This is a genomic window from Cronobacter condimenti 1330, from assembly GCF_001277255.1.
GTDB lineage: Bacteria > Pseudomonadota > Gammaproteobacteria > Enterobacterales > Enterobacteriaceae > Cronobacter > Cronobacter condimenti.
Genome location: NZ_CP012264.1, coordinates 3,847,335 through 3,872,133, shown reverse-complemented (window position 1 = coordinate 3,872,133; position 24,799 = coordinate 3,847,335). Strand labels below are relative to the sequence as shown.

The 24,799-nt window shown below is 55.2% G+C and carries 22 protein-coding genes; 13 read left to right on the top strand and 9 right to left on the bottom strand.

Annotated elements, in window-relative coordinates:
- The first annotated feature begins 296 nt into the window (after nt 1-296).
- Both AFK62_RS17755 and AFK62_RS17750 read left to right on the top strand, forming a co-directional pair.
- Nucleotides 297-1,343, top strand: coding sequence for a GGDEF domain-containing protein (locus AFK62_RS17755; protein ID WP_007675596.1), 1,047 nt, complete (start codon nt 297-299; stop codon nt 1,341-1,343).
- 175 nt (nt 1,344-1,518) lie between these two features.
- Entirely contained in the window at nt 1,519-1,863 is a 345-nt protein-coding gene (locus AFK62_RS17750; RefSeq protein ID WP_032984558.1) for a hypothetical protein, read from the top strand.
- A gap of 62 nt (nt 1,864-1,925) precedes the next feature.
- Here the strand turns inward: AFK62_RS17750 and AFK62_RS17745 are convergent, their stop codons facing one another.
- On the bottom strand, nt 1,926-2,204 hold the full coding sequence (locus AFK62_RS17745) for a YjcB family protein (RefSeq protein WP_007675600.1): 279 nt from the start codon (nt 2,202-2,204) through the stop codon (nt 1,926-1,928).
- Between the two features lie 576 nt (nt 2,205-2,780).
- Here AFK62_RS17745 and AFK62_RS17740 point away from each other — a divergent pair.
- Nucleotides 2,781-4,388, top strand: a complete 1,608-nt coding sequence (locus AFK62_RS17740; protein WP_144420972.1) for an EAL domain-containing protein — start codon at nt 2,781-2,783, stop codon at nt 4,386-4,388.
- On the opposite strand, the gene soxS is transcribed toward AFK62_RS17740, so the two are convergent.
- Nucleotides 4,376-4,699 carry a superoxide response transcriptional regulator SoxS gene (gene soxS, locus AFK62_RS17735; RefSeq protein WP_007675612.1) on the bottom strand — a complete coding sequence of 108 codons (324 nt, stop codon included), beginning with the start codon at nt 4,697-4,699 and terminating at the stop codon, nt 4,376-4,378. The genes AFK62_RS17740 and soxS overlap by 13 nt on opposite strands.
- 86 nt (nt 4,700-4,785) lie before the next feature.
- Here soxS and soxR point away from each other — a divergent pair, with 86 nt between their 5' ends.
- The 4 genes from soxR (at nt 4,786) to AFK62_RS17715 (ending at nt 9,436) form a co-directional block, all read left to right on the top strand.
- Nucleotides 4,786-5,244 carry a redox-sensitive transcriptional activator SoxR gene (gene soxR / locus AFK62_RS17730; RefSeq protein WP_007675616.1) on the top strand — a complete coding sequence of 153 codons (459 nt, stop codon included), beginning with the start codon at nt 4,786-4,788 and terminating at the stop codon, nt 5,242-5,244.
- A gap of 77 nt (nt 5,245-5,321) precedes the next feature.
- Complete coding sequence (locus AFK62_RS17725) at nt 5,322-5,990, top strand: glutathione S-transferase family protein (protein ID WP_053532060.1); 669 nt, start codon at nt 5,322-5,324, stop codon at nt 5,988-5,990.
- Nucleotides 5,991-6,301: 311 nt separating this feature from the next.
- Nucleotides 6,302-7,651: a guanine/hypoxanthine transporter GhxP gene (gene ghxP, locus AFK62_RS17720; protein WP_007675621.1), complete on the top strand. Its 1,350-nt coding sequence runs from the start codon at nt 6,302-6,304 to the stop codon at nt 7,649-7,651.
- A 138-nt stretch (nt 7,652-7,789) separates the two neighbouring features.
- Nucleotides 7,790-9,436 carry a Na+/H+ antiporter gene (locus tag AFK62_RS17715; protein WP_053532059.1) on the top strand — a complete coding sequence of 549 codons (1,647 nt, stop codon included), beginning with the start codon at nt 7,790-7,792 and terminating at the stop codon, nt 9,434-9,436.
- A 31-nt stretch (nt 9,437-9,467) separates the two neighbouring features.
- Here AFK62_RS17715 and AFK62_RS17710 read toward each other — a convergent pair whose 3' ends face one another.
- The 4 genes from AFK62_RS17710 to acs form a co-directional block, all read right to left on the bottom strand.
- Nucleotides 9,468-10,763, bottom strand: coding sequence for a Gfo/Idh/MocA family protein (locus AFK62_RS17710; protein WP_007675625.1), 1,296 nt, complete (start codon nt 10,761-10,763; stop codon nt 9,468-9,470).
- A gap of 143 nt (nt 10,764-10,906) precedes the next feature.
- A complete protein-coding gene (gene actP, locus AFK62_RS17705; RefSeq protein ID WP_007675626.1) occupies nt 10,907-12,553 on the bottom strand; it encodes a cation/acetate symporter ActP in 1,647 nt (548 codons plus the stop codon).
- Nucleotides 12,550-12,864 (bottom strand): DUF485 domain-containing protein, encoded by a 315-nt coding sequence (locus AFK62_RS17700; protein ID WP_007675630.1) that lies wholly within the window; start codon nt 12,862-12,864, stop codon nt 12,550-12,552. The genes actP and AFK62_RS17700 overlap by 4 nt, the downstream gene beginning before the upstream one ends.
- 160 nt (nt 12,865-13,024) lie before the next feature.
- Nucleotides 13,025-14,983, bottom strand: a complete 1,959-nt coding sequence (acs, locus tag AFK62_RS17695; RefSeq protein WP_007675632.1) for an acetate--CoA ligase — start codon at nt 14,981-14,983, stop codon at nt 13,025-13,027.
- Between the two features lie 423 nt (nt 14,984-15,406).
- Here acs and gltP point away from each other — a divergent pair, with 423 nt between their 5' ends.
- Together gltP and AFK62_RS22935 are read left to right on the top strand one after the other, a co-directional pair.
- Nucleotides 15,407-16,720, top strand: a complete 1,314-nt coding sequence (gene gltP, locus AFK62_RS17690; protein ID WP_007675635.1) for a glutamate/aspartate:proton symporter GltP — start codon at nt 15,407-15,409, stop codon at nt 16,718-16,720.
- Nucleotides 16,720-17,046, top strand: coding sequence for a hypothetical protein (locus AFK62_RS22935; protein WP_032984559.1), 327 nt, complete (start codon nt 16,720-16,722; stop codon nt 17,044-17,046). The genes gltP and AFK62_RS22935 overlap by 1 nt, the downstream gene beginning before the upstream one ends.
- 288 nt (nt 17,047-17,334) lie before the next feature.
- On the opposite strand, the gene AFK62_RS21605 is transcribed toward AFK62_RS22935, so the two are convergent.
- Nucleotides 17,335-17,484: a Hok/Gef family protein gene (locus AFK62_RS21605; protein ID WP_407641371.1), complete on the bottom strand. Its 150-nt coding sequence runs from the start codon at nt 17,482-17,484 to the stop codon at nt 17,335-17,337.
- 539 nt (nt 17,485-18,023) lie between these two features.
- Here AFK62_RS21605 and AFK62_RS17680 point away from each other — a divergent pair.
- From AFK62_RS17680 to yjdP, 3 genes are all read left to right on the top strand, one after another.
- Nucleotides 18,024-19,883, top strand: a complete 1,860-nt coding sequence (locus tag AFK62_RS17680) for an ATP-binding protein (RefSeq protein ID WP_007675641.1) — start codon at nt 18,024-18,026, stop codon at nt 19,881-19,883.
- A complete protein-coding gene (locus AFK62_RS17675) occupies nt 19,880-22,195 on the top strand; it encodes a tetratricopeptide repeat protein (protein ID WP_007675644.1) in 2,316 nt (771 codons plus the stop codon). Before AFK62_RS17680 ends, AFK62_RS17675 begins: the two co-directional genes overlap by 4 nt.
- Before the next feature lie 106 nt (nt 22,196-22,301).
- A complete protein-coding gene (gene yjdP, locus AFK62_RS17670) occupies nt 22,302-22,634 on the top strand; it encodes a DDRRRQL repeat protein YjdP (RefSeq protein WP_007675649.1) in 333 nt (110 codons plus the stop codon).
- Here yjdP and phnH read toward each other — a convergent pair.
- The gene (gene phnH, locus AFK62_RS17665; protein ID WP_007675653.1) at nt 22,631-23,227 is read right to left on the bottom strand and encodes a phosphonate C-P lyase system protein PhnH; all 597 of its coding nucleotides are present in this window, start codon (nt 23,225-23,227) and stop codon (nt 22,631-22,633) included. The genes yjdP and phnH overlap by 4 nt on opposite strands.
- A gap of 141 nt (nt 23,228-23,368) precedes the next feature.
- Here phnH and AFK62_RS22320 point away from each other — a divergent pair, with 141 nt between their 5' ends.
- Nucleotides 23,369-23,575 (top strand): hypothetical protein, encoded by a 207-nt coding sequence (locus AFK62_RS22320; RefSeq protein ID WP_129232792.1) that lies wholly within the window; start codon nt 23,369-23,371, stop codon nt 23,573-23,575.
- A 365-nt stretch (nt 23,576-23,940) separates the two neighbouring features.
- Here AFK62_RS22320 and AFK62_RS17660 read toward each other — a convergent pair whose 3' ends face one another.
- Nucleotides 23,941-24,276 (bottom strand): zinc ribbon domain-containing protein YjdM, encoded by a 336-nt coding sequence (locus tag AFK62_RS17660; RefSeq protein WP_007675668.1) that lies wholly within the window; start codon nt 24,274-24,276, stop codon nt 23,941-23,943.
- Nucleotides 24,277-24,799 lie beyond the last annotated feature (523 nt).

Below are 24,799 nucleotides of genomic sequence, written 5' to 3'. Positions count from 1 at the left end.
GATTGATGAAGAGACGCTTGTCGGTCTTCTGTGGTTATTTTTCTGACGCCCCGCTCAGGGGCAGCGCTACGTTGCGGCGGCAAGTCATAAAAATTGTTAGCGAGGCTGATTAATTCTCAGACGTTATCATTTCATGACACTTTTTTGATGAATTAAACAAGCGACAAATGAACGGCATAGCGCTTTTGCGCGGTGAATCGCTAAATCTCGGCCGCCGACTGCCGATATAGCTTTCATGAAGTATTCAGACGCTCTATACGTTCTCGGCAGGGATGCCCCGACTTCAGGTTAGCTCCATGTCAGAAAGAGATCGCGACCAACTCCTTAGCCAGGCGACAGACCAATACTGGCAACATATCATCCCGATCGTCTGGCTGGCGTTGCTGATTCACGTCGGGCTGATTTTTTTGTTTCTTTATACGGGCATCCCGACGCTGGCGATCCTGAATATTTTCAGCGTCATGGTATACATCCAGTGCCTGACTGAAATAGAGCACTACCGGTATCTCTATGTCGGGACGTTAATGAGCCTGGAGATTCTGGCGCATGCCATTGCCACGACGGTCGTGCTGGGATGGGAAAGTAATTTTTATCTGTTTGTGTTTTCGCTGATCCCGATTGTGTCGTTCAGCTTCCAGCAAGTGCCGGTGAGGCGCGCGTTGTTTCTGATGGCCATTGCGGTGCTGGGCACGCTGGGATACGCCTTTCGGCAGCATACGGGAACGGCGTCTGGTTTAAGTCAGACTGTGCTTAATGGCATCGGTATCGGCAACGCCGTTATGGCCATTAGCCTGTTGATGTACACCACACTGCGTTCGGTTGAATTCACGCACACAATGAAGCTCGATTTGTTTAACACGGCCAGCCGGGACAGCCTGACGAACCTGTATACCCGACGCCATTTTATGCATCAGGTCGCGCTACTCGAAAAGCAGTCGGACAGCCATGAGGTATCGCTGCTGCTGCTGGATATCGATCATTTTAAAGCGATTAATGACAGTTGCGGGCACAGCCACGGGGACATGATTTTGCAGCGCTTTGCGCGAGCAATTACCGATAACGTACGCGACAGCGACATCGTCGCACGCTGGGGCGGTGAGGAATTTCTGATATTGATGCCGCAGACATCGTTGCCGGATGCGCGCCGCGTGGCGGAGCGACTGCTGGCGCGTATTCAGGAGTGGGTTGGGCAGACGGATAAACACCCACGTGAAGTGACCGCGACGCTTGCGCTCAGCACGCTGGGCAAAGGTGAGGCGTTTGAAAAGGCGCTTAATCGCGCCGATAAGATGTTATATGCCGGCAAGAAGCAGGGGCGAAACCGGGTCGTCACTGCCGAGTAACTCCCTGATTTATTGATAAGAATGTATAAAAAATAACCCCTGGGTACTCCTTAGTTAGCATTTTCCCATGGGTGACGAAGTGCCATGCTTTGCGACTCCTTCCTGTGCGACGGCGTTTATTGACGTGCGCGCCAGTTGCCGCCCGCAGGTGAATTTCACACAGGGAACGCAAGCGATGACACAGGAAAATAACCCGTTTACCGCCGCCTGGAGCCGTAATGGCAATCTGCTCTGCCACGGCCACTGGATTATTACATTTGAAGGACGCCCCGTGACGCTGCCGCAGAGCTGGCAGGAAAAGGCGATGAACACCTGGGGCATCTATTCGATTATCGACCCCGAAGATGAGACGTTTGCCGACGGGCTGAAAGAAGATGAGTGGATTGTTGAGAACGTCGAGTGGCTGACCGACTGGTTTTTCGATAATGACATTCCGCTTGAAGAGCGCTATTACCGCGCCTTCTGGCGTGCCGTAAATAAAGCAGACTGGCGCTGCACCAGTTGCGCAGGCTGTATGTAGGTGGCGCGATAGAAACAAAAAAGCCCCTGAGACAGGGGCTTAAATGAGAGCAGCAGAGTGAATCAGGTCACTACCATCGGCCATTCCGGCGGCGTGTGGCTCATGACTTCCACCATGACATCTTTCATGTTGTGCCAGATGCCATGAAAGTCGATGCTGACACCAAGTAGCCCGGTGGCGAACACGCAGGAGGCGGCAATACCCAGCCCGCTGCTGATCACCGCCAGCGCCTGGTATTCCGATTTGCGAAACTGAATGTTGAGCGTGCTGGCAAGAAACATCAAAACCGCACCCAGAAGTTGCCAGCGCATCAGTACCATGCTGGCGGTAAGCGTAGCCATGAAACCTGTCCTCAAAACGACCCGCCGCGCGAGTGGCCGGAAAGTGGAAGGCCTGAGCGCGGCATTAAAATTTAACGTGACGGCAAGAATGTAACCTTGCACACTAAGTGTGAACTGTATCACATTTGTTCTTTTATTCGCCAGTCTGCCAGAGCCGTTTCGCTGAAAAAAAATGCAGACTCAGGTAAGGCACTCTGGAGAGACAACGGCGTAGCGTGGAATGAAACGGTGGGAAAACGGGTATCATTTTTTACGGCCGCAAACATTTTTATTGTGACACCAAAAATAGCTGAGCGCATTTTTTCGCCAGCGATGATTAATTTAACTTAAATCGTTTTCTGAAGCGGTTGATGAATTTTTAACACCGGCATCAACACAAATATTTCACTTAAGAAAAATTAAATAGCCGTTGTCTATTTTCCCTACGGCAAATTTTATCTTTCGCGTGAAATATTGACCTGATAACTGGAAAAGGCTATTGCCAATGCCTGCTGATTGATGCAACGTTAACACCTGTTTGCGATGTGTCTCATCAGGCGATAAATGTGACACAGAAAGCAGGGATATGAGGCAATAATGAATTTCAGGGCACGACGTCAGGCGTTGCGAATCTCAGGCATAATCATGGTGGTCTTACTGCCTGTGATGCTTGCGCTTTGGCTTGCCCATCAGCGGGCTGTCAAAGAGACGCGTGCGCATCTGGATACCTTTGCACAGCTGGTACTCAATCGTACCGAGCTGGTGTTAAGCCATGTCGATAAAGCCCGTAACGAAGCCGAAAGATATCAGGGCGAAATATGCTCGCCAGCTCATCAACGCAATATGCTGGATATTTCTCGCGGCCAAATTTATGTCGAAGATTTAATTTACACGCAGGGTGATGAATTATTATGCTCCCCCCTGTTTGACCAGCCTTTTATTCTCTCTCCGGCTAACTATACGCGCGCGCCGGATGTCGCAATATATTATTACCGCGATACACCGTTTTATTCCGGCCATAAAATGATTTATTTACGCAAAGGTAATTACGTTGCGGTGGTTAACCCGCTGTCCTTTAGCGAAATATTATCAAGCGATCTTTCACTGATGTATGGCGTCTATGACACCGCCACGAAAGCGTTTTTTTCTTTAAGTGAAAAAGCTGACGCCACTACGCTTGCGCCGTTAACGCGTTCCCAGCGAAACGACTTTCAAAAGGATGGCCGCTTCTGGTCGATTGTGCAGTCCGGCAAGCGTCCGATCGCGATTGTCGTCTCGACATCTGATACCTGGTTCTGGCAGGCCTGGCGGCGCCAGATGTCTTACCTGTTGCCGCTTGGATTGATCATGGGCGGCTTTCTCGTCTTTATCGGCACCCGCACCCGTAACCGCTTTAACTCGCCATGCCGTCAGCTTCAACGCGCGCTGCAAAAGCGCCTGCTGCGCCTGCACTACCAGCCCATTATGGATATTAAACACGGTATGTGTGTGGGGGCCGAGGCGTTATTGCGCTGGCCGGGGTATAACGGTCAGGTCATGAGTCCGGCGGAGTTTATTCCGCTCGCGGAAAAGGCAGGGATGATCGCGCAGGTGACTGATTATGTGGTAGAAGAGTTATTTAACGACCTGGGGCATTTCCTGGCGACCCATCCGCAAATTTATATCTCTATCAACCTGTCTGCCTCGGATTTCCATTCTTCGCGCCTGATTGCATTAATTGAAAGCAAAAATAGTCAGCACGGCGTGCGGGCACAGCAAATCAAGATTGAAGTGACGGAACGGGGGTTTATTGACGTGCCGCGCACCACGCCGGTTATTCAGGCGTTTCGTCAGTCGGGCTTTGAGATTGCCATTGATGACTTCGGCACGGGATATTCCAATCTTCACAATCTCTATTCGCTGAACGTCGATATTCTGAAAATCGATAAATCGTTTATTGATACGCTCACGACTAACAGTACCAGTCATTTGATTGCGGAGCATATTATCGATATGGCCCAAAGCTTGCGGCTGAAAATCATCGCCGAAGGTGTGGAAACCGCCGAACAGGTAAGCTGGCTGCTCAAACGCGGCGTGCAATATTGTCAGGGCTGGCATTTCTCAAAAGCGCTGCCGCGCCAGGAATTTGTTGCCTGGCTGCAACAGGATGACGCCCGGGCCACGCCGGGCTGGCAGAACTGCGCCATCAATCGTCAGGCGCTCTGACGATAATCGCTCGGCGTGCGGTCGAACTGGCGGCGGAAAATCCGCGAGAAGGTCTGCTGCGACACATATCCATAATCCATCGCAATATCAAAAATCGGCCGCCGGGTCGTGCGCAGCTCCTGCGCCGCCAGCAGCAGACGACGCTTGCGAATATACTCACCGAGCGTCTGATGCATCACGGTGCGAAACATCCGCTGTAAATACCATTTCGAATAGCCCGACTTCTTTGCCACCACGTCAATGTTCAGTGGCTGGTCAATATGCTCATCAATCCATTCCGTTAATGCGTGGATAATTTCCTGATGTGACATAAGCCGTCCTCTTCCTCAGTTATGGGTTAGCCGTTCTTCTGGTCGGCGAGTATAATTCCTCAAGTTAACTTGAGGTAAAGCCCCTGATGGAAAAGAAAGCACCCAGAATCAAATCCCTGCTGACGCCGGGCGAAGTGGCAAAGCGCAGCGGCGTTGCGGTCTCCGCGCTGCATTTTTATGAAACCAAAGGGTTGATCAAAAGCACCCGTAACAGCGGTAACCAGCGGCGCTACCGGCGCGACGTGCTGCGGCAGGTGGCAATTATTAAAATCGCCCAACGCATCGGTATTCCGCTGGCGACCATTGGCGAGGCGATTGGCGTATTGCCGGAAGGTCATAACTTAAGCCCGAAGGCGTGGAAGCAGCTTTCCACTCAGTGGCGCGAAGAGCTGGACCGACGCATCAAAACGCTCACCGCGCTGCGCGACGATCTCGACGGCTGCATCGGCTGCGGCTGCCTGTCGCACCGCGATTGTCCGCTGCGTAACCCCGAAGACCGGCTTGGCGCGCAGGGCAGTGGAGCACGCTTGCTGGAAGACGAATAAACGACGCGTAAACAAATTCTGTGCGCAGGCGATGGATTTTCTATAGTTAATGCAATGAAAAACGAAAGGAAAATGCCATGCTGACGGTCCATCACCTGAATAATTCCCGCTCGCAGCGCATTCTTTTTGCGCTGGAAGAACTTGGTCTTCCGTACGAACTGGTGCGTTATCAGCGCGAGCCCACCATGCTTGCGCCGCCTGCGCTCAAAAAGGTGCATCCGCTCGGCAAATCGCCGGTAGTGGAAGATAAAGGACAGAAAATTATCGAGTCCGGCGCGATTCTGGAATATCTCCAGGAGACGTATGACACCGAGCAGCGCCTGAAGCCGCAAAGCGACGAAGAGAAAATGCAGTACCGCATCTGGCTGCATTATGCCGAAGGCTCTCTGATGCCATTGCTGATGATGAAACTGGTATTCAGCAGCCTTGGTAAAAAACCGGTACCGCTTGGGTTTCGCACAATCGGCAAGGCGCTGGGGCAGGGCATCCAGAAAGCCTGGCTCAATAAGCAACTGGCGACGCATACGCGCTTTATGGAAGATCACCTGACGCTGCATCCGTGGTTCGCCGGGCAGAGCTTTAGCATGGCGGATATCCAGATGAGCTTTCCGGTTATCGCTCTGCTGGCGCGCAGCGATGCTGGCGAGTTCCGCCAGCTGCGCGCATGGCTTAATAATCTACAGGCACGCCCTGCCTGGCAACGCGCGATTGAAAAGGGCGGGCCGCTGGAAATTCCTGGCGGCTAATCCTCCCGGGCCTTCACTGAAGGCCTTATTTTTGCGCATCAACGATATCGTTTGCGCAGCCTGCGCTGAATTATTCATCAGCCAGGATATCTTTTTGGCAAAAGGCGCAAAGTTCAGTTGAAAATCCCCATCCGAAGGCTGGATAATCGTTTGCCTTAAAATTTTGCTGTTTTTTGCGCGTGGAGTTAAACGTTTGCTTTTTGTGGCACCTTCAAAACCACAAACAGAACGCAGGGAGTTAACGTTTGATCCGCAGCGGGTTGTTTGCCACGCGCGAGCTTTAAAAACTCACTTTCAGGGGATGTCTCATTATGTCTACGCCTTCTGCGCGTAATGGCGGTTCACTCGACGCCTTCTTTAAAATTTCCGCACGCGGCAGCAATGTCCGCCAGGAAATTGTCGCGGGTCTCACTACGTTTCTGGCGATGGTTTACTCGGTTATTGTCGTGCCGGGCATGCTCGGCAAAGCGGGCTTTCCACCGGCTGCCGTGTTTGTCGCCACCTGCCTGGTTGCAGGTATTGGCTCTGTCGTGATGGGGCTGTGGGCGAATCTGCCGCTTGCTATCGGCTGCGCCATCTCGCTGACGGCCTTTACCGCGTTTAGTCTGGTGCTAGGCCAGCACATCAGCGTTCCGGTCGCGTTAGGCGCCGTGTTCCTGATGGGGGTGTTGTTCACCGTGATTTCCGCCACCGGTATTCGCAGCTGGATCCTGCGTAACCTGCCGCAGGGCGTCGCGCACGGCACCGGCATCGGCATCGGGCTGTTCCTGCTGCTTATCGCGGCAAACGGCGTAGGGCTGGTCATTAAGAACCCGCTTGATGGTCTGCCTGTCGCGCTCGGCCATTTTGCGAGCTTCCCGGTTATCATGTCGCTGATTGGCCTTGCGGTGATTATCGGCCTTGAAAAACTCAAAGTGCCGGGCGGTATTCTGCTGACTATCATCGGCATTTCAATCGTCGGCCTGATTTTCGACCCGTCGGTGAAATTTACCGGCCTGTTCGCCATGCCGTCGTTGAGTGATGAGAACGGAAATTCGCTGATTGGCAGCCTGGATATTATGGGCGCGCTCGACCCGGTGGTGATCCCAAGCGTGCTGGCGCTGGTGATGACCGCCGTATTTGACGCCACCGGCACTATTCGCGCGGTCGCAGGCCAGGCGAATTTGCTGGATAAAGACGGCCAGATTATCGATGGCGGCAAGGCGCTGACCACCGACTCGCTCTCCAGCGTCTTCTCGGGCCTGGTGGGGGCAGCACCGGCCGCGGTCTATATCGAATCCGCAGCGGGGACCGCGGCGGGCGGCAAAACCGGCCTGACCGCCATCACCGTCGGCGTGCTGTTCCTGCTTATCCTGTTCCTCTCGCCGCTCTCTTATCTGGTTCCGGCCTACGCGACGGCACCGGCACTGATGTATGTCGGTCTGCTGATGCTCAGCAATGTGGCGAAAATCGATTTCGCGGATTTCGTTGACGCAATGGCGGGCCTTATCACCGCCGTATTTATCGTCCTGACCTGCAACATTGTTACCGGCATCATGATAGGTTTCGCATCGCTGGTCATTGGCCGCATCGTCTCCGGCGAGTTCCGCAAGCTCAATATCGGCACCGTCGTTATCGCCATTGCGCTGGTCGCGTTCTACGCGGGCGGCTGGGCAATCTAAACCGTTCTTTAACAAGGCGGGCTACGGCCCGCCTTTTCCTGCCTTCAGGGCACAACCTGATTCCTTTTCCGGCGCGGCAATGTTCTATTATCAGGGGTGAGTCTTTCATCACCGCTAACAAGGAGCCGCACAGACCGCATGGAAATTTTCTTTACCATACTCATCATGACCCTCATGGTATCGCTCTCGGGGGTTGCGACCCGTATGCTGCCATTCCAGATCCCGCTGCCGCTGATGCAGATAGCCATCGGGGCGCTACTCGCCTGGCCGACGTTCGGCCTGCACGTTGACTTCAACCCGGAACTCTTCCTGGTGCTCTTTATTCCGCCGCTGCTGTTTGCCGACGGCTGGAAAACCCCGACCCGCGAATTTCTCGATCATGGGCGTGAAATTATCGGCCTCGCCCTGGCGCTGGTGGTCATCACCGTTGTCGGTATCGGTTTTCTTATCTACTGGCTGGTGCCGGGCATTCCGCTGATCCCGGCATTCGCGCTCGCGGCGGTGCTGTCGCCGACCGATGCCGTGGCGCTTTCGGGCATTGTCGGCGAAGGCCGCATCCCGAAAAAAATCATGGGGATTTTGCAGGGCGAAGCGTTGATGAACGACGCCTCAGGCCTGGTGTCGCTGAAGTTCGCCGTGGCGGTCGCGATGGGGACGATGGTCTTTACCGTCGGCGGCGCGTCGCTGGAGTTTTTAAAAGTTGCGATTGGCGGTCTGCTCGCCGGTATCGCGGTAAGCTGGCTGTATGGCCGTTCGCTGCGCCTGTTAAGCCGCTGGGGCGGTGATGAACCCGCCACGCAGATTGTCCTGCTCTTCCTCCTGCCGTTCGCCTCTTATCTGATTGCCGAACATATCGGTTTCTCCGGCATTCTGGCCGCTGTCGCCGCCGGGATGACCATTACCCGCTCTGGCGTCATGCGCACTGCGCCGCTTGCGATGCGACTTCGCGCCAACAGCGTCTGGTCGATGCTGGAATTCGTGTTTAACGGCATGGTCTTCCTGATGCTCGGCCTGCAGTTGCCAGGCATTATGGAAACGTCGCTTGCCGCCGCCGAACTGGACCCGAACGTAGAAACCTGGATGCTGTTCATGGATATCGTCCTGATCTACGCGGCGTTGATTGGCGTGCGTTTCTTGTGGCTTTGGATCATGAAGCGCTTTAGCCTGCGTTTTCTTAAGAAGAAACCGCTCACCTTTGGCGCGTATTCCACTCGTGAGTTGCTGGTCGCGGCGTTCGCCGGGGTGCGCGGGGCAATTACCCTCGCCGGTGTGCTCTCGATTCCTCTGCTATTGCCAAACGGCTCCCCGTTCCCGGCGCGCTACGAGCTGGTGTTCCTGGCCGCTGGCGTCATTCTCTTCTCGCTGTTTGTCGGGGTGATTTTGCTGCCGATTCTGCTGCAACAGGTTGAAACGCCAGACCACGGCCTTGGGCATAAAGAAGAACGGATGGCGCGCTCGGTGACGGCTGAAGTGGCTATCACGGCGATCCAAAAAATGGAGGAGCGGCTGGCCGCCAATACCGAAGAGAATATTGACGACGAGCTTCTGCGGGAGGTTTCCGCACGCATCATCGGGAATCTGCGCCGCCGCGCCGACGGGCGCAACGATGTGGAAAACAGCGAGCTTGAAGAAAACCTTGAGCGCCGTTTCCGTCTGACCGCGCTGCGTGCCGAACGCGCCGAGCTTTACCATCTGCGCGCCACGCGGCAAATCAGCAACGAGACGCTGCAGAAAATGCTGCACGACATGGACTTGCTTGAAGCGGTGTTGATGGAGCGTAAATAACCGAAACCGCCGGGCCAGCCCGGCGGTTTTTTTACTGGCCCTTGAGCCGTCGTACCAGTTCGAACTCTTTAAAGTTGACCGGCCGCTGCTGCTGCATCGACATATTCCCTGCAATCCCCGTCAGAATAGACATCGCGCCCGCGCGGTGATCGGCGGCGCGTTGCAGCGGATCGTCGCCCGGCTCGCCGAAAAGATCGGCAAGCATCGCGTTGTCACCGCCGCCGTGGCCGCCTTCACCCAGCGTAAAATCCGCTTTCCACGGTGCGGCGAACATCGGGTAAACCGTGATATCGCAGCGATCGAGGCTCCCTTCGGCGTCGCGAAGCCCGCCGCCGTTGACGTAAGAATTCTCCACCAGCTTCATCTCAAGCCGCCCGCGACTGCCGTTAAACACCACGTTTAGCCCTTCCTGCGGCAGATAGGCGTTCAGCGAATAGGTGAGTTGCGTCTGATTCTGGTATTTCACCAGGACTGACAGCGTATCCTCAATGGTAATGCCGTCGCTGAACACGCTTTGATCGCGAAAGTAATTGTCCTCATGTTCGGCATCCAGATAGAGCGCCTTAAGCTGTGCGCTTTCTTCCATCTGCAACGCGAAAGGATCGTCCTTCGATGCCGCGTAACCGTGGGCGCGCGGATAGAACTGCGAGACACCGCGCTTTTCGGCGTTTTCACGACCATAAAAACGCAGCGCCCCTTCGGCGTATACGCGCTCCGGATAGCTGCCAAGCCAGAAGTTCATGAGGTCAAAATGGTGCGTTGATTTATGTACCAGCAGGCCGCCGCTGTTGCGTTTCTCGCGGTGCCAGCGGCGGAAGTAGTCTGCACCGTGTTCGGTATTCAGCAGCCATTCGAAATGTACCGAAAACACCTCGCCGATGGTGCCGTTCATCAGCAATTCGCGCACCTTGCTGTGGTGCGGCGCGTAGCGGTAGTTAAAGGTCACGCGGACCTGGCGGCCTGTTTCTTCAATCGCATCGAGAATACGCAGCGCGCGTGATTCATCAATCGTCATGGGCTTTTCGGTGATGACATCGCAGCCCGCATGCAGCGCACGCACGATATAGTCGTCGTGCGTTCTGTCCATCGTGGTGACGATAATCGTGTCGGGCTGTGTTTCGCGGATCATCTCTTCAAACTGCGTGGCAGCGAAGCAGGGTACGGCCGTCGCACCTGACTTTTCCAGCAGGGTATTGGCATAACGCATGCGGGTCTGGTTGGTGTCGCAGAAGGCGACCATCTGCGCGCTGTCGCGGAAAGTTTTACCGATAGCCTCGATATACATCCCGGCGCGCCCGCCGGTTCCCACCAGGGCATATTTCTTCATAGCGTCCTCTCTGGCCAAAATGGCGTGTGTCATAGATAAAATAAAAACGGCGTTTCATTTTTCTACTGTAGCGCTATCGGTGGGATTGGATATGGCGAAGGGGGAAAAATGTGATCCCCGGCCGCAATGGCCGGGGAGAGGGCTTAGTGTGAGCGGCCCTGTTCGATGCCAAGACCGGTCTGCGAGCGAATAAACTGCGCGCGGAACTGCTCGCGCTCCAGGTTGCCTTCCGGGCTGTTGTCGGTAGCGGAGAAGAGCCAGATCCCGATAAAGGCCACGGCGATAGAGAACAACGCCGGGTACTCATACGGGAACACAGGCGCCGCGTGGCCAAGTACCTGTACCCAGACGGTCGGGCCAAGCAGCATCAGCAACACGGCAGTTAACAGCCCCAGCCAGCCGCCAATCATCGCGCCACGGGTAGTGAGCTTCGACCAGTACATGGAAAGCAGGATAATGGGGAAGTTACAGCTCGCGGCAATCGAGAACGCCAGGCCCACCATGAACGCGATGTTCTGCTTCTCAAACAAAATGCCCAGCAGAATCGCCACGACGCCCAGCACCAGTACGGTGATTTTCGATACCCGCAGCTCTTCGCGCTCGGTCGCGCCTTTACGGAACACGTTGGCGTACAAGTCATGCGATACCGCGGAGGCACCGGCGAGCGTCAGGCCCGCGACCACGGCGAGGATCGTGGCGAAGGCTACGGCGGAGATAAAGCCGAGGAACAGATTGCCGCCTACGGCATCGGCCAGATGTACCGCCGCCATGTTGTTACCGCCAATCAACGCGCCGGCAGCGTCTTTAAACGCCGGGTTCGCGCCAACCAGCATGATGGCGCCAAAACCGATGATAAAGGTCAGGATGTAGAAGTAACCCATAAACCCGGTGGCATAAAAGACGCTCTTACGTGCTTCGCGGGCATCGCTGACCGTAAAGAAGCGCATCAGAATATGCGGCAGGCCAGCCGTGCCAAACATCAGACCGAGGCCGAGCGACAGCGCAGACACCGGATCTTTCACCAGCCCGCCTGGGCTCATAATGGCGCTGCCTTTAGGGTGTACCGCCATCGCTTCAGAGAACAGATTATTGAAGCTAAAGCCGACATGCTTCATCACCATGAAGGCCATAAAACTTGCCCCAAACAGCAGCAGCACCGCTTTGATTATCTGCACCCACGTTGTCGCCAGCATGCCGCCGAAGAGGACATACATCACCATCAGCACGCCCACCAGCACTACGGCGATGTGGTAGTTCAGGCCGAAAAGCAACTGGATCAACTTGCCGGCACCCACCATCTGCGCAATGAGATAGAGCGCGACCACCACCAGCGAGCCGCAGGCGGAAAGCAGGCGAATAGGGCGTTGTTTAAGACGGTAGGACGCGACATCGGCAAAGGTGTAACGCCCGAGGTTGCGCAACCGCTCGGCGATTAAAAATAGGATAATTGGCCACCCTACCAGGAAGCCCAGCGAGTAAATAAGCCCGTCGTAGCCAGAGGTATAGACGAGCGCGGAGATCCCAAGAAAGGAGGCGGCAGACATAAAGTCGCCTGCGATAGCGAGCCCGTTCTGGAAACCGGTAATGTTGCCGCCCGCCGTGTAGTAATCGCTGCGCGAACGGGTGCGTTTAGATGCCCAGTACGTGATGCCAAGCGTCAGCGCCACGAAAATGAGGAACATAATAATAGCCTGCCAGTTGGTCGGCTGGCGCTGCACATCGCCGGTGAGCGCATCGGCCAGGGCGGCAGGAGAAAGGGCGATTAACAGCGGGAAAAGGAGACGTTTCATGAAGGCTGTACCTCTTTCAGCACCGCGTTAGTCAGCCGGTCAAATTCAGTGTTGGCGCGCCAGACATAGACGCCCGTGAGAATAAACGAAATCAGGATCACCCCAATACCGATGGGAATGCCGCGCGTTACGCTACTGCCAGGCGAGAGCGGCGTACCAAGCCAGCCCGGCGCGAAGGCGATAAGCAGGATAAAGCCGACATAGATAATCAACATAATGATCGACAGCGTGAAGGCAAACCGTTGCCGTTTATGAATTAACTCCCTGTAGTGCGCACTGTTCTCTATCTGCTGACAAATATCGTTATTCATCACAGAGTCTCCAGAAGTATCCCCTTTGTCTTTCGCCACCGCGGCACCGGCCGCGCCCGCGCATTCCTGCGCAAGGCGAAATCCTTTGGGGAGGGTTGTTATTATTCCCTCTCCCCAACGGGGAGAGGGTTAGGATGAGGGATAATTATCGAAAACAGGGTTACGACGGCATCGCGATGGACTGCTTCTCTTCGAGCAGTTTTTCCACCACGCCCGGATCGGCGAGCGTTGAGGTATCGCCGAGGTTGCTGGTATCGCCCGCCGCTATCTTGCGCAAGATACGGCGCATAATTTTGCCGGAGCGGGTTTTCGGCAGCGAATCGGTCCAGTGCAGGACGTCTGGCGTCGCCAGCGGACCAATCTCTTTGCGTACCCAGTTGCGTACTTCGCTGTAAAGCTCCGCCGTCGGCTCTTCGCCATGATTGAGCGTCACGTAAGCATAAATCGCCTGGCCTTTAATGCTGTGGGGAATACCCACCACGGCGGCTTCGGCGATTTTCGGGTGTGAGACCAGCGCAGACTCAATTTCGGCGGTGCCGAGGCGGTGACCGGAGACGTTAAGCACGTCATCGACGCGCCCGGTTATCCAGTAATAACCGTCTTCGTCACGTCGCGCGCCGTCGCCGCTGAAATACATGTTTTTAAAGGTCGAGAAATAGGTCTGCTCAAAGCGTTCGTGATCGCCAAAGAGTGTTCGCGCCTGGCCAGGCCAGGAGTCGGTAATGACGAGGTTGCCTTCGGTAGCCTCTTGCTGCGGGTTGCCTTCGTTATCCACCAGCGCAGGCTGCACGCCGAAGAACGGACGCGTGGCGGAACCGGCCTTCAGTTCGGTCGCGCCCGGCAGCGGCGTTATCATGAAGCCGCCGGTTTCGGTTTGCCACCAGGTGTCGATCACCGGGCAGTTTTCATTGCCGATTTTCTTCCAGTACCACTCCCAGGCTTCCGGGTTGATAGGCTCGCCTACCGACCCGAGAATACGCAGCGACGAGCGGTCAGTGCCGTCGATAGCTTTATCGCCTTCCGCCATCAGCGCGCGGATCGCCGTCGGCGCGGTATAGAGAATGTTCACCTTATGCTTATCGACGACCTGCGCCATGCGGTTGGCCGACGGCCAGTTCGGCACGCCTTCAAACATCAGCGTCGTCGCGCCACAGGCGAGCGGCCCATAGAGCAGATAGCTGTGGCCCGTTACCCAGCCCACATCCGCGGTACACCAGTAGATATCGCCCGGATGGTAGTCGAAGGCGTATAAAAACGTCGTCGCGGCATAGACCAGATAACCGCCGGTCGTGTGCAGCACCCCTTTCGGTTTGCCGGTGGACCCGGAGGTATAGAGAATAAACAGGGGATCTTCGGCATTCATCTCGACCGGCTGATGGTGCGCGCTGGCTTTTTCGACCAGTTCGTTCCACCAGAGATCGCGTCCTTCATGCCATTCTGTCGCGCCACCGGTGCGTTTAAATACCACCACATGCTCGACGCTGGTGACGCCCGGATTTTTCAGCGCGTCGTCCACGTTTTTCTTCAGCGGAATGGCGCGACCGGCGCGCACGCCTTCATCGGCGGTAATCACCAGACGCGCGCTGGAATCAATAATGCGCCCCGCCACTGCCTCCGGCGAAAAACCCCCGAAAATGACAGAATGCACCGCGCCAATCCGCGCACAGGCGAGCATGGCGACCGCGGCTTCCGGCACCATGGGCATATAAATAGCCACGACATCGCCTTTCTTAATACCGAGATCGGTAAGGGTATTAGCGAAGCGACAGACGTCGCGATGCAGTTCGCGGTAGGTAATGTGTTTGCTTTGGGTCGCGTCGTCGCCTTCCCAGATGATAGCGGTCTGATCGCCGCGCTCGTTGAGGTGTCGGTCAAGGCAGTTTGCCGCCAGATTCAGCGTACCATCCTCATACCATTTAATTGAGACATTGCCGGGCGAGAAGGAGGTGTTTTTCACCTTTTGATACGGTGTCATCCAGTCAAGGATTTTGCCTTGTTCGCCCCAGAACGCGTCAGGGTCATGCACGGATTGCTGATATTTCGCATCATATTGTTCCGGCGTAATCAGGCATCTTTCCGCGATGGCCGCGGGAATAGGGTGTTTATGGATTTGGCTCATGGCTTTTTTCTCCTTTTAGATGTTAATGATATGTCACGCAAAAGTTAAGAACAGACTTGCGAATAGCTTTGTTTACTTTTTGGGCGGCAGATCACGCATTACCGAAACTGCATGAAAATTCATCAAACGAATCTTTCAAGGAAAATAATTGCCATTAAGTATTATTTGCTGGATCGATTTTATAACTCTTTTAATAACATTAACTTATAATAGATTATCGCGATAAATTAGGGTTATTAAGGCATTTTTCAGTGAATATGCCTGTTCTTTAAGGGTTGCGCAGGATGCCGTGCAAGTGGTACTGATTAAACGCGTTAAAAACCCCACAATATCACCCAACGTTTGTCATACCCCTTTCAGCTTGCGTCGTTCTCATTCGAGCACGCGTGGGAATGGCGCTGTAATTTAGGAAGTAAAGTCGTTATGAAAAACAGTAAAATCAGCCTGGCCTGGCAGATCCTGCTGGCCCTGGTGCTGGGTATTCTTCTGGGCAGTTTTCTCCATTATCAGACGGATAGCCGCGAATGGCTGGTGACCAACCTTCTTTCGCCCGCTGGCGACATTTTTATTCATCTGATTAAAATGATTGTGGTCCCGATCGTTATCTCCACGCTGGTGGTCGGCATCGCGGGCGTAGGCGATGCAAAACAGCTCGGGCGCATCGGCGCGAAAACCATCCTCTATTTTGAAGTGATCACGACGGTCGCTATCGTACTGGGTATCACCCTTGCGAATGTGTTCCAGCCAGGCAGCGGCATTGATATGTCACAACTGGCAGCAGTGGATATTTCAAAATATCAGCACACGACCGAAGAGGTGCAAAACCATGCACACGGTCTGATGGGCACTATTTTGTCGCTGGTACCTACCAACATTTTCGCGTCGATGGCGAAAGGCGAGATGCTGCCTATCATCTTCTTCTCGGTGCTGTTTGGTCTGGGGCTGTCTTCGCTGCCTGCCGCGCATCGCGAACCGCTGGTGACGGTGTTCCGCTCCGTGTCCGAAACCATGTTTAAAGTCACCCATATGGTGATGCGCTATGCACCGGTGGGGGTGTTTGCGCTGATCTCAGTCACGGTGGCGAACTTTGGTTTTGCGTCGCTGTGGCCGCTCGCGAAGCTGGTGATTCTGGTGTATGCGGCGATTCTCTTCTTCGCGCTTGTCGTGCTGGGCGCGGTAGCGCGTATGTGCGGGCTGCGCGTCTGGACGCTGATCCGTATTCTGAAAGATGAACTGATCCTGGCGTACTCCACCGCAAGCTCTGAAAGCGTGCTGCCGCGGATTATCGAGAAAATGGAGGCCTATGGCGCGCCGGCGTCGATCACGAGCTTCGTGGTGCCAACGGGCTATTCCTTTAACCTTGATGGCTCCACGCTTTATCAGAGCATCGCGGCGATTTTTATCGCGCAGCTCTACGGCATTGATCTGTCGCTGGGTCAGGAAATCATTCTGGTACTGACGCTGATGGTGACCTCTAAGGGCATCGCGGGCGTGCCGGGCGTTTCCTTTGTGGTACTGCTGGCGACGCTTGGTAGCGTTGGCATTCCGCTGGAAGGCCTGGCATTTATCGCAGGCGTTGACCGTATCCTCGACATGGCGCGTACCGCGCTGAACGTGGTCGGCAACGCGCTGGCGGTGCTGGTCATCGCCAAGTGGGAGCACAAGTTTGACCGCAAAAAAGCGCAGGCTTACGAGCGCGAAATGCTTGGCCGGTTCGACAGCACCGCCAGGAATTAATGCTTAACGCGTCTCTAAACCCCGCTTCCGGCGGGGTTTTTTATGGCGCGGCACGCTGGCAAGGGCAACGTGCTGGGCCAGCAAAAACGACACAACAGAAGCAACGCGCCGCCGCTGGCCGCGCCACCACCGCCTTATTTCCTTGCTTTATTGTTAACTCATATAACATGCCGTGGTTAATTAAAGTGAAACGTCATAGCGTGACGCAAAATACAACGAAAGAGGCGAACAGCTATCTCAGTAGCGTTATGCCTTTAACGCTTTACCTTTCGGCAAGTAAGCGGCTAATCTCCACTCGTTGGGATTTGAGATTAGCCTTGGGTTAATAAGAATATTGTCCGGGCTTTCTTCTTTCTGTCTCTCACATTAGCTTAAGACAGGAAGCCTTAAGCGCCCGTCGTAAACCATCATGCTCTGAACGAAAAAAATAAAAGTGCGGGTGTAATCTCGTCGAATTTGTTGTATTGAATTGCGTGATGAAAATACCCATGCACTTATAAATCACCAAGGATAAATCCCCGTTCAGCGGATTAATGAAACTCTTAAATAAGAGCAAGGGGATTGGGTGCATTAAGAACTCATCACCGGGCGAGGTAACCCCACCCGGGAGAGCTTCACTTCTCCGTACAGGAAGGCTTAGCCGCCACCGCCTGGTTACCGCGTCTGATGGTAAGCTCGCATAACATACTTCGATTCATTAATGTAAAAATCAAAAGAGTTACGCTGACCACTAATAAACAGGCCAGTAAATAACGCCGTGGCATCATGCCTTTTACTTCTTGCAAATCGATGAGTAAAAGGCAAATCTCAAATTGCCTTAAGTTGAGGGATAGCCTCGGCTTAACAGAACTATTTCTGGGGGCTTCTTTCCCTCACATGAGCGTAAGACAGAAAGCCTTAAGCACTCGCGCATACAATAGTCTTTCTTTTAAAAATGAGATGAAAAGCGCCATATGATTTATATTTCTTTTTTGGCAGTGTTATGGCTATTTAAATCGCACATCTTTACCCGTTAAATAACGCATCACGTTACGTGAAAATATCACGCATTGCGTTAATTTAACCGCGGCACTCGTTTTCTTTCGCGAGTGCCGCGCCGAAAAGCCAGCGTTGTGTATTCTTATGAAGAGAGAGAACGCAGCGGCGATCCGCCTGGCCTGGAAAACTATCGGGAATGATAGTATACCCCGCGCCCATACCCCCTTATCATCTCTCCCTTATGCCTGCCGAAAGGCGACAGCGCGCACGCGCGGCGCCCGGTATGGCTACCGACAACCACAGCCGGAAAATACAGAGAGTCACAGTGGATAACCTCATTACCGCGCCATTAACAGGACAACACGAGACGCCGGTGAATCTGCCGGGGTTAATGCAGGTGCTCAGCAAACACCTTTACTCCACACCGATGGTCGCCATCCGTGAGCTGGTGCAAAACGCGCATGACGCGATTGTCAGACGACGGCTGGAAGAGGGCGCGGCGGAACCGCGTGCGGAGATCCGCGTCACGGGCGACGCGCAACGGCGCACCATCGTTATTCATGATACCGGCTCAGGCCTGACTGAACAGGAGATCCACGATTTCCTGGCAACCGTCGGCGTGGGCTATACCCGCCATTTACGCCAGCAGGATGACGACACCGGGCTTATCGGGATGTTTGGGCTGGGTTTTCTCTCCGCCTTTGTGCTGGCGGAGCGGGTTACCGTGCATACCACGTCCTGGAAAGCGCCGGGCGAAGGCTGGCTTTACGCCTCCGCCAGCGGCGAAACGTATAGCGTTACCGCTGCGACACCACGAGATCCGGGCACGACCGTCACGCTGCACCTCAAAGAGGAGTTTTTATACCTCGCGAATAACAAACTGTTGGGTGATGTGCTGGGCCGCTACTGCATATTAATGAAAGAACCGCTGTTTGTGGGCGAAGAAGACACCGCGGTCAATCATCTGACACCGCCCTGGCGCGTCGCCTCTGAAGATGGCGTGACGCTGCATCCGGCGCTGCGCCAGAAACAGAATATCGAATTTGCGAGCCGCTTTGAGCGCGCCTTTACCCCGCTCTGCACGCTCCTTGTGGAGCCGTCTGGTGACAGCGACGCGGTAGGAATGTTGTGGCTGCAGGACGGCGCCACTTACGGCACCAGCGATAACCGCAACCTGTCGCTATTCCTGCGCGGTATGCTGCTGGACGATCAGGCGCGTGAACTGCTGCCGTCGTGGGCAGGGTTTGTCGGCGGCGTGATTGAGTCCAGTCGCCTTACGCCAACCGCCAGCCGTGAAGATTTACAGCGCGACATGACGTGGTACGCCACCCAGGCGGCGTTGACCGAGGCATTGATCGACGGCCTTGCCGATCTTGCGAAACAGCAGCCCGCCGTCTGGCGTCGTGTGCTGGTGCGCCATAACGAAGCGCTGCTCGGGGCTGCTATCTGTGACGATCGCCTCTTTGATCTGCTCAAGGATGAATTGCTTATTCCCACCTCGCAGGGTGACCTGCCAGCGAAGGCGCTGCGCCAGAACAACACGCTGAACGTGATGCTCAGCGAAGAGGGTGGTTTTGAAGAGATGCTGTTCCGCCTCTCCGGGCGTCCGGTCGCGCTGGGGTACCGTTACGCGGTCGTACCGTTCCTGCGCCGCTGGGCGACACTGTACGGCGCGCGCCTGGTGGAAGTTGGCACCTCGGCGGGTAACGAGCAGCTTTTCGCGCTGCATGACGTCAGCCCGGAAGAAGCGAACTGGTGGAGCGAACAGCTGCGCGATGATGAAGAGTGCGTGATGTCTTCCTTTGAACCGGCCACGCTGCCGCTCGTGATGGTTGTTAACCGCGAGGCCGAGTTAAAAGCGCGGCTGGAGCAGGACGAGGCCGATCGCCGCATGAGCACCGCCGCGCTGATGCTCGCACGCCAGTTCGCCAGCAAAATCGAGCAGCAGGCACCGGTGCGCCTCTACATCAATTTTAACAATCCTGCGGTAAAAGCCTTATCAGAGGCCTGGCAGGCCGGGCGACCCATCGCGCCCGGAGCAACCCAGTTACTAAAAAGCCTCAAAATTATACTTGCTCTGGCAACGGGAGATTCCCGTGAGTACGACTTTCGCCAGGCGCTGGACACATTCAGTTGCATCACTGCGCAACTTATTACCCCTACAAAAGAAGGAAGCGACCAATGAATATCTGGGCATGGTATGAGCAATATCAGCGGGACCTGGAGGAAGCAGGCAAACCCTGGATCACGCAACATGTCGATAGGCTGATCGATTCCGTTGTTGAAGTACAGACCGGTAAAACCGAAGCGTTACTGCCAGAGGCGCGCGCGCTGAAGAAAACGGCAGGTAATCCGTGGGTGGAAGTTATGGTCGGTCACTGGGAGATGCGCCACCGCATCGGTAACCTCGGCGAAGGCGAAAAAGCGCTGGGCGATGTCGTCGCGCTGTTTGAGCGCGCCCACCAGGCCGATGCCGCAGAGTGTCCGCAGTCGATTTGCGTGACCCAGGATCTCAGTGCCTGCTACAGCAATGTTGATGGCCCGGGCTGGGCGGACGAGCGTATCGCTGTCTGTCAGGAGACGCTGTCAAAAATCACGCCGCTGCGCAGCTGCTTCCTTTGTCTTTCTGAAGAGCAGTTCTTTGCGATGGTCGATAAAGGCGATGTTGAACAGGCACTGGCCTTTATCTATCAACAGATGGAAAAACGCCGCGCGGCTGGCGAAGAAGACGTAAACGGCCTGAAGGAAAACGAAGCGCAGGCGCTGACCATGCTTGGCCGTTATGACGAGGCGCTGGCAGTGATTGAAAAGCTGCATGAAGAAGAGATGGAAAACAGCAGCGAGCAGTCACGTCAGGTCCTGATGATGATGAAAGCGGAAGTCCTGGCGCTGATGGGCCGCGACGAAGAGGCCCGCGAATGGCTGATGCCGTGGGACAGACTCACGGCCTACAACCGTATGCGCTGGGTGCGCATCGTCGAGCAACTGGCCCGCGTGAACCCCGCTTATAACAACTGGCAGACCGGCAGCGCGTTGCAACTGATTCTGGAACAGCGCCTGGACGTGCAGGCATGGCGCGAGGCCGTGACGGTCGCGAAAACGCATATCGGCATGGCGCTGGGGCGTGGAGCAACCTGGGTCGCGCGTCGCGCCCTGGCGCAGGCAAAACAGGCCGCCGCGCGTCTGCGTAACCCCCGCGATGAAGACGAAGCGCTGTCGGCACTTGAGCGCCAGATTGCCGCGATGGAAACCGACGTCGAGCTACCGGTGCCGGCTGAATCGCTGATGGCGTGGCTCGAGGCGCGCGGTGAGCAGGAAGGGGTTATCCGCGATCCGGAACAGGAAGCCCAGTGGCTGATGCTGGCTTCAGCACAACGCCCGGACGATGAACAACTGCTGATGCTGGCGGCTTCGGCACTGGAAGCGTGTCAGGCGCACGGCGAGGCTATCGACCTGCTGCTCGGCTGGCAGAAACGCCATCCGCAGGAAGAAGCGTCACCGCTTTTCCATCTGCTCTCGGCCCTTATTAACGCGCGTCGTTACGATGAGATCCTGGCGCTCGCCGGAACCTACACCGACACGCTGGCGCATGTGGCACTGTGGTTTAAAGCGCAGGTGGCGCAGGCGCAGGAAGACTGGGAAAACCTGGAAACCTTAAGCCATGCGCTGAAAGATACGCCACAGGGCCAGCAAAAGATCGCCCCATGGCTGCTGGCAGGCCAGGCGGCCATGCGCCAGAAAGCGTATGACCGCGCTACCACCTATCTGAACAACGCGGTAGAGATGCTGGAAGCGCGTGAAGAGGATCCCAGCAATGTGCTCTGGGATCTGCTGACCGCCGCCAGCGCCAGCGAAGACTGGGCGACGGTACGTCAGGCCAGCGCGCGTCTTGGTATGCAGTTCAGCACGGAGGAAGGCCCTGTTGAGGAACAGTGGGGCACCGTACGCCTGCGCTTTTTTGAGAACCACGACGAGCATTTCTATTTCGCCCAGCGTACCGGCCCGGTAACGGCACGCGTGTTCCAGCCGTCATGGCGTAAAACGCCGCAGCATATGAACGAGTCCGTGGTGTTCGATGCCAATCTGCTCAACACACCGCCGGAAGACGAAAAAGAGCGCGAGAACTTCATTCCGTTGCATAACGTCGTGAAAACGCTGGAGCCGGGCAACTATGCGCCGAGCTGGTTTATCGACGGCGTGGATCCGGGTGAAGAGGCGTTTAACGCCTTCGTCGGCGACGTGCGCGAGCGCGGCGGCGCGGTCTGGGTCCACTGTGAATCGGATTATGAGGTGACAGACAGCGAAAGCGGCGAAACGCTGCCCGGCATCTACTTTATGCTGGCGATGCCGCAGTCCGTTTCTGCGCTGGAAGTGGACGCCATGCTCCGCGAGCTGACGCAGAGCTGGGAGCACCCTATCCACTGGCTCGACGTCGCGCTGACGGGCGGGCTTGATGAAACGCGCCACCGTCAGGTGATGGCGCGCTATCAGCTGTAGTTCTGACCACGGGCGGCGGCAATCGCCGCCCGATTTGGGAATCCTCCGCTGTCTCCCTCACTGCACCCTCTTTACTTTAAGACCAGTCAACCACAGGACTGGCTTTATGACCTCACATCTTCGCGCTTTGCTTTTTGCCGTACTTTCTTTCTCCAGCAGCCACGCGCTGGCGGACGGCCTGGATTCTGTCTTTAACGACACCATTAACTCTGTCACCGAGGCGATTAACGAGGCGTATCACCCGGCCAATCGAGACCGCGATGCGTCTGATAGTCGTGACTATGAGAACGACAATGGGAGCCGTACGCGCTACGACGAACGGCGTCGACGGCTTGAAGCGCGTCACCGGCAGCTTGATGAGCGCCAGCGACGTCTGGATGATGAGCGCCGCCGCCTCGAGGACGAGGAGCAGCGCCTGGAAGAGGACGAGTACCGTTAACGGCCGCTGTCGGCGATTTCCACATGCGTGGCGCGCGGGATAGCTAACAGACGATCGCCGCAGGTCAGCAGCAGATCAATACCGAGCGAACCGGCATGCAGGCTGTCGGCAAGCTGTTCAATAATGCAGTCCGGCAGTTGCGGCGCGATCATCCGCTCTTCCGCGATCCCGGCGCCGGTAAGACGCAACATGCGCCCGCCGCTCAGGCTGCTCACCTGTAAAACCAACGTGGCGCTGTGTTCTGGCCCGATGGCGCTGCCGTGGGCCAGTCTGTCAGGCAGCAGCGGATTAAGCGTTTCATCGGCGATGGCAAACACCGCGTCGTCCGGCGTTTCGGCAATCCGCGTACCGGTATGAAAACGCAGGTTAGAGCGCACAATATCATTCGCAAGGGCAGGGGAAAGCCAGACGGGCGTATCACTGTCGGTCAGCGTGAGCAGCACGCTGGTGGTGGCAACGCTAAGCGGCTGCCAGCCATGGCGAAGCAACTGAAGCGACACGATGACGCCAGGCTCGCTCATCGCCTTCAGCAGGCGGCGAAAGCACTGTTGCGCATCGTGTACGGGTGAATCAAAAGCCGTGTTTAATGTCATGCAGAGTCTCCAGACTGCGGTGCATCGTGGCGGGGAAAAAGCCGACGCCGCCGGATGCTGATTGCGGCACATCCTGACCGCCTAATATGACCCTCATGTTAAACAAACATGACAGCCCGATGAATTGTGGCGGAATAAAAGATGAAGAAGATCGCTCTGCCTTTAACGGAATCATCGATGAGAGATCATAATATTGGGCTTAAGTCAGGTAAGGAAATAGAAGATGCTGTCGCGGAAAATAATGGCAGGGCTCAATGGGGATTATTTTTTAAAAGAAAAGCGCTGGCGATTTTATTTGTTTTTTATTTTTTGTGTTATTTATTTTTAGCGCGTTTTTTATTGTTCTAATATGCTGCTTTAATAATATTCCTAAAAGAAATTGGTGAAAAGTTAAGCAGGGCTTAATAGTTGTGTAGGGTTTATTTATTTCATTGATTTTAAAGGGTATTTACGGGGTGGTGCGGCTGGGTTTCTATTTTACGCCGCTTTTATCTTTTGTCCCGTTCTTTTTTGAGAAGTCCGCCGGGAATAAGCGCTGTACAGCGCTAACATCGCCGCAACAGGAAAGCGTCGCATTTAAAAAAACCAGAGGGAAATCGGGTGAGCACGCTATTTTATTCTGCCCAGAGCTCCGTCCAGTTGGTTGAGGGCTATCAGGGACGTAGCTGGCAGCGGTGGCTGCCAGCCCAGGAAAAATGCGGCCTGGCGAGGCGTCAGCTTTTTTTGACAAACTCAGATTTGAGCTTCATCGGGCCGAAGCCATCGATTTTACAGTCGATGTTGTGATCGCCTTCAACCAGACGGATGTTTTTGACTTTGGTACCGATTTTCAGCATCGACGAACTGCCTTTGACCTTGAGATCCTTAACAATTGTCACGCTGTCTCCGTCGGCCAACAGGTTGCCGTTCGCGTCTTTCACTACCAGCTCGTCACTGTCGGTAGCGGCTTCGCCTTCGCGCCATTCGTGCGCGCACTCAGGGCAGACGTAAAGATTATTATCCAGATAGGTATATTCAGAGCCGCATTGCGGGCAGGCTGGCAGGGACATGGTCTCTCCTCAAAATGAACCGATAGGGCAGCCAAAGCGGGCTGCACAAGAGGCGCTCGCTTATGCGACGCGCACGAAAGGCGGGATTATACCCTAAAACCTTACCTTTTACGGGCCTGTCTGCGGCGCGTACGCACCCTGCATGCGTGTACCCAGGAGAGCGCTAACCATTTTCCACGGAGCGGTAAACATATATCGTGATTTATTGCCAGGCAGTGTTATTCTGGAGCGGTTAATGATGATATGAATTAATAAGCCCCTCCTCTGAAGTCGGAACATTTTTGTCAAATGGCCGATGTGAGGATATATTCTTTCGCTCTGAAAAACCGGCCAGCCTTCTGGTATCGCGGAGCGATTATTTGGTTTCCTGACGAAGATGAAGGTTCAGAAACGTTTCTCATCGTCTCATTTTTATTTTACCACAACGATGGTACGGCATTTTTTAAGCCAGTTTCCCGTCTGAAGTCGTTGTGACGCGCAGGATATTTTCCACACGTAATTATAAAAGCCGCATTGAGCTAAT

Bases quoted from the DNA above. Each gene is read 5' to 3' on its own strand.
- AFK62_RS17755 (WP_007675596.1), top strand. From the start codon at position 297: ATGTCAGAAAGAGATCGCGACCAACTCCTTAGCCAGGCGACAGACCAA.
- AFK62_RS17750 (WP_032984558.1), top strand. From the start codon at position 1,519: ATGACACAGGAAAATAACCCGTTTACCGCCGCCTGGAGCCGTAATGGC.
- AFK62_RS17745 (WP_007675600.1), bottom strand. From the start codon at position 2,204: ATGGCTACGCTTACCGCCAGCATGGTACTGATGCGCTGGCAACTTCTG.
- AFK62_RS17740 (WP_144420972.1), top strand. From the start codon at position 2,781: ATGAATTTCAGGGCACGACGTCAGGCGTTGCGAATCTCAGGCATAATC.
- soxS (WP_007675612.1), bottom strand. From the start codon at position 4,699: ATGTCACATCAGGAAATTATCCACGCATTAACGGAATGGATTGATGAG.
- soxR (WP_007675616.1), top strand. From the start codon at position 4,786: ATGGAAAAGAAAGCACCCAGAATCAAATCCCTGCTGACGCCGGGCGAA.
- AFK62_RS17725 (WP_053532060.1), top strand. From the start codon at position 5,322: ATGCTGACGGTCCATCACCTGAATAATTCCCGCTCGCAGCGCATTCTT.
- ghxP (WP_007675621.1), top strand. From the start codon at position 6,302: ATGTCTACGCCTTCTGCGCGTAATGGCGGTTCACTCGACGCCTTCTTT.
- AFK62_RS17715 (WP_053532059.1), top strand. From the start codon at position 7,790: ATGGAAATTTTCTTTACCATACTCATCATGACCCTCATGGTATCGCTC.
- AFK62_RS17710 (WP_007675625.1), bottom strand. From the start codon at position 10,763: ATGAAGAAATATGCCCTGGTGGGAACCGGCGGGCGCGCCGGGATGTAT.
- actP (WP_007675626.1), bottom strand. From the start codon at position 12,553: ATGAAACGTCTCCTTTTCCCGCTGTTAATCGCCCTTTCTCCTGCCGCC.
- AFK62_RS17700 (WP_007675630.1), bottom strand. From the start codon at position 12,864: ATGAATAACGATATTTGTCAGCAGATAGAGAACAGTGCGCACTACAGG.
- acs (WP_007675632.1), bottom strand. From the start codon at position 14,983: ATGAGCCAAATCCATAAACACCCTATTCCCGCGGCCATCGCGGAAAGA.
- gltP (WP_007675635.1), top strand. From the start codon at position 15,407: ATGAAAAACAGTAAAATCAGCCTGGCCTGGCAGATCCTGCTGGCCCTG.
- AFK62_RS22935 (WP_032984559.1), top strand. From the start codon at position 16,720: ATGCTTAACGCGTCTCTAAACCCCGCTTCCGGCGGGGTTTTTTATGGC.
- AFK62_RS21605 (WP_407641371.1), bottom strand. From the start codon at position 17,484: ATGCCACGGCGTTATTTACTGGCCTGTTTATTAGTGGTCAGCGTAACT.
- AFK62_RS17675 (WP_007675644.1), top strand. From the start codon at position 19,880: ATGAATATCTGGGCATGGTATGAGCAATATCAGCGGGACCTGGAGGAA.
- yjdP (WP_007675649.1), top strand. From the start codon at position 22,302: ATGACCTCACATCTTCGCGCTTTGCTTTTTGCCGTACTTTCTTTCTCC.
- phnH (WP_007675653.1), bottom strand. From the start codon at position 23,227: ATGACATTAAACACGGCTTTTGATTCACCCGTACACGATGCGCAACAG.
- AFK62_RS22320 (WP_129232792.1), top strand. From the start codon at position 23,369: ATGAAGAAGATCGCTCTGCCTTTAACGGAATCATCGATGAGAGATCAT.
- AFK62_RS17660 (WP_007675668.1), bottom strand. From the start codon at position 24,276: ATGTCCCTGCCAGCCTGCCCGCAATGCGGCTCTGAATATACCTATCTG.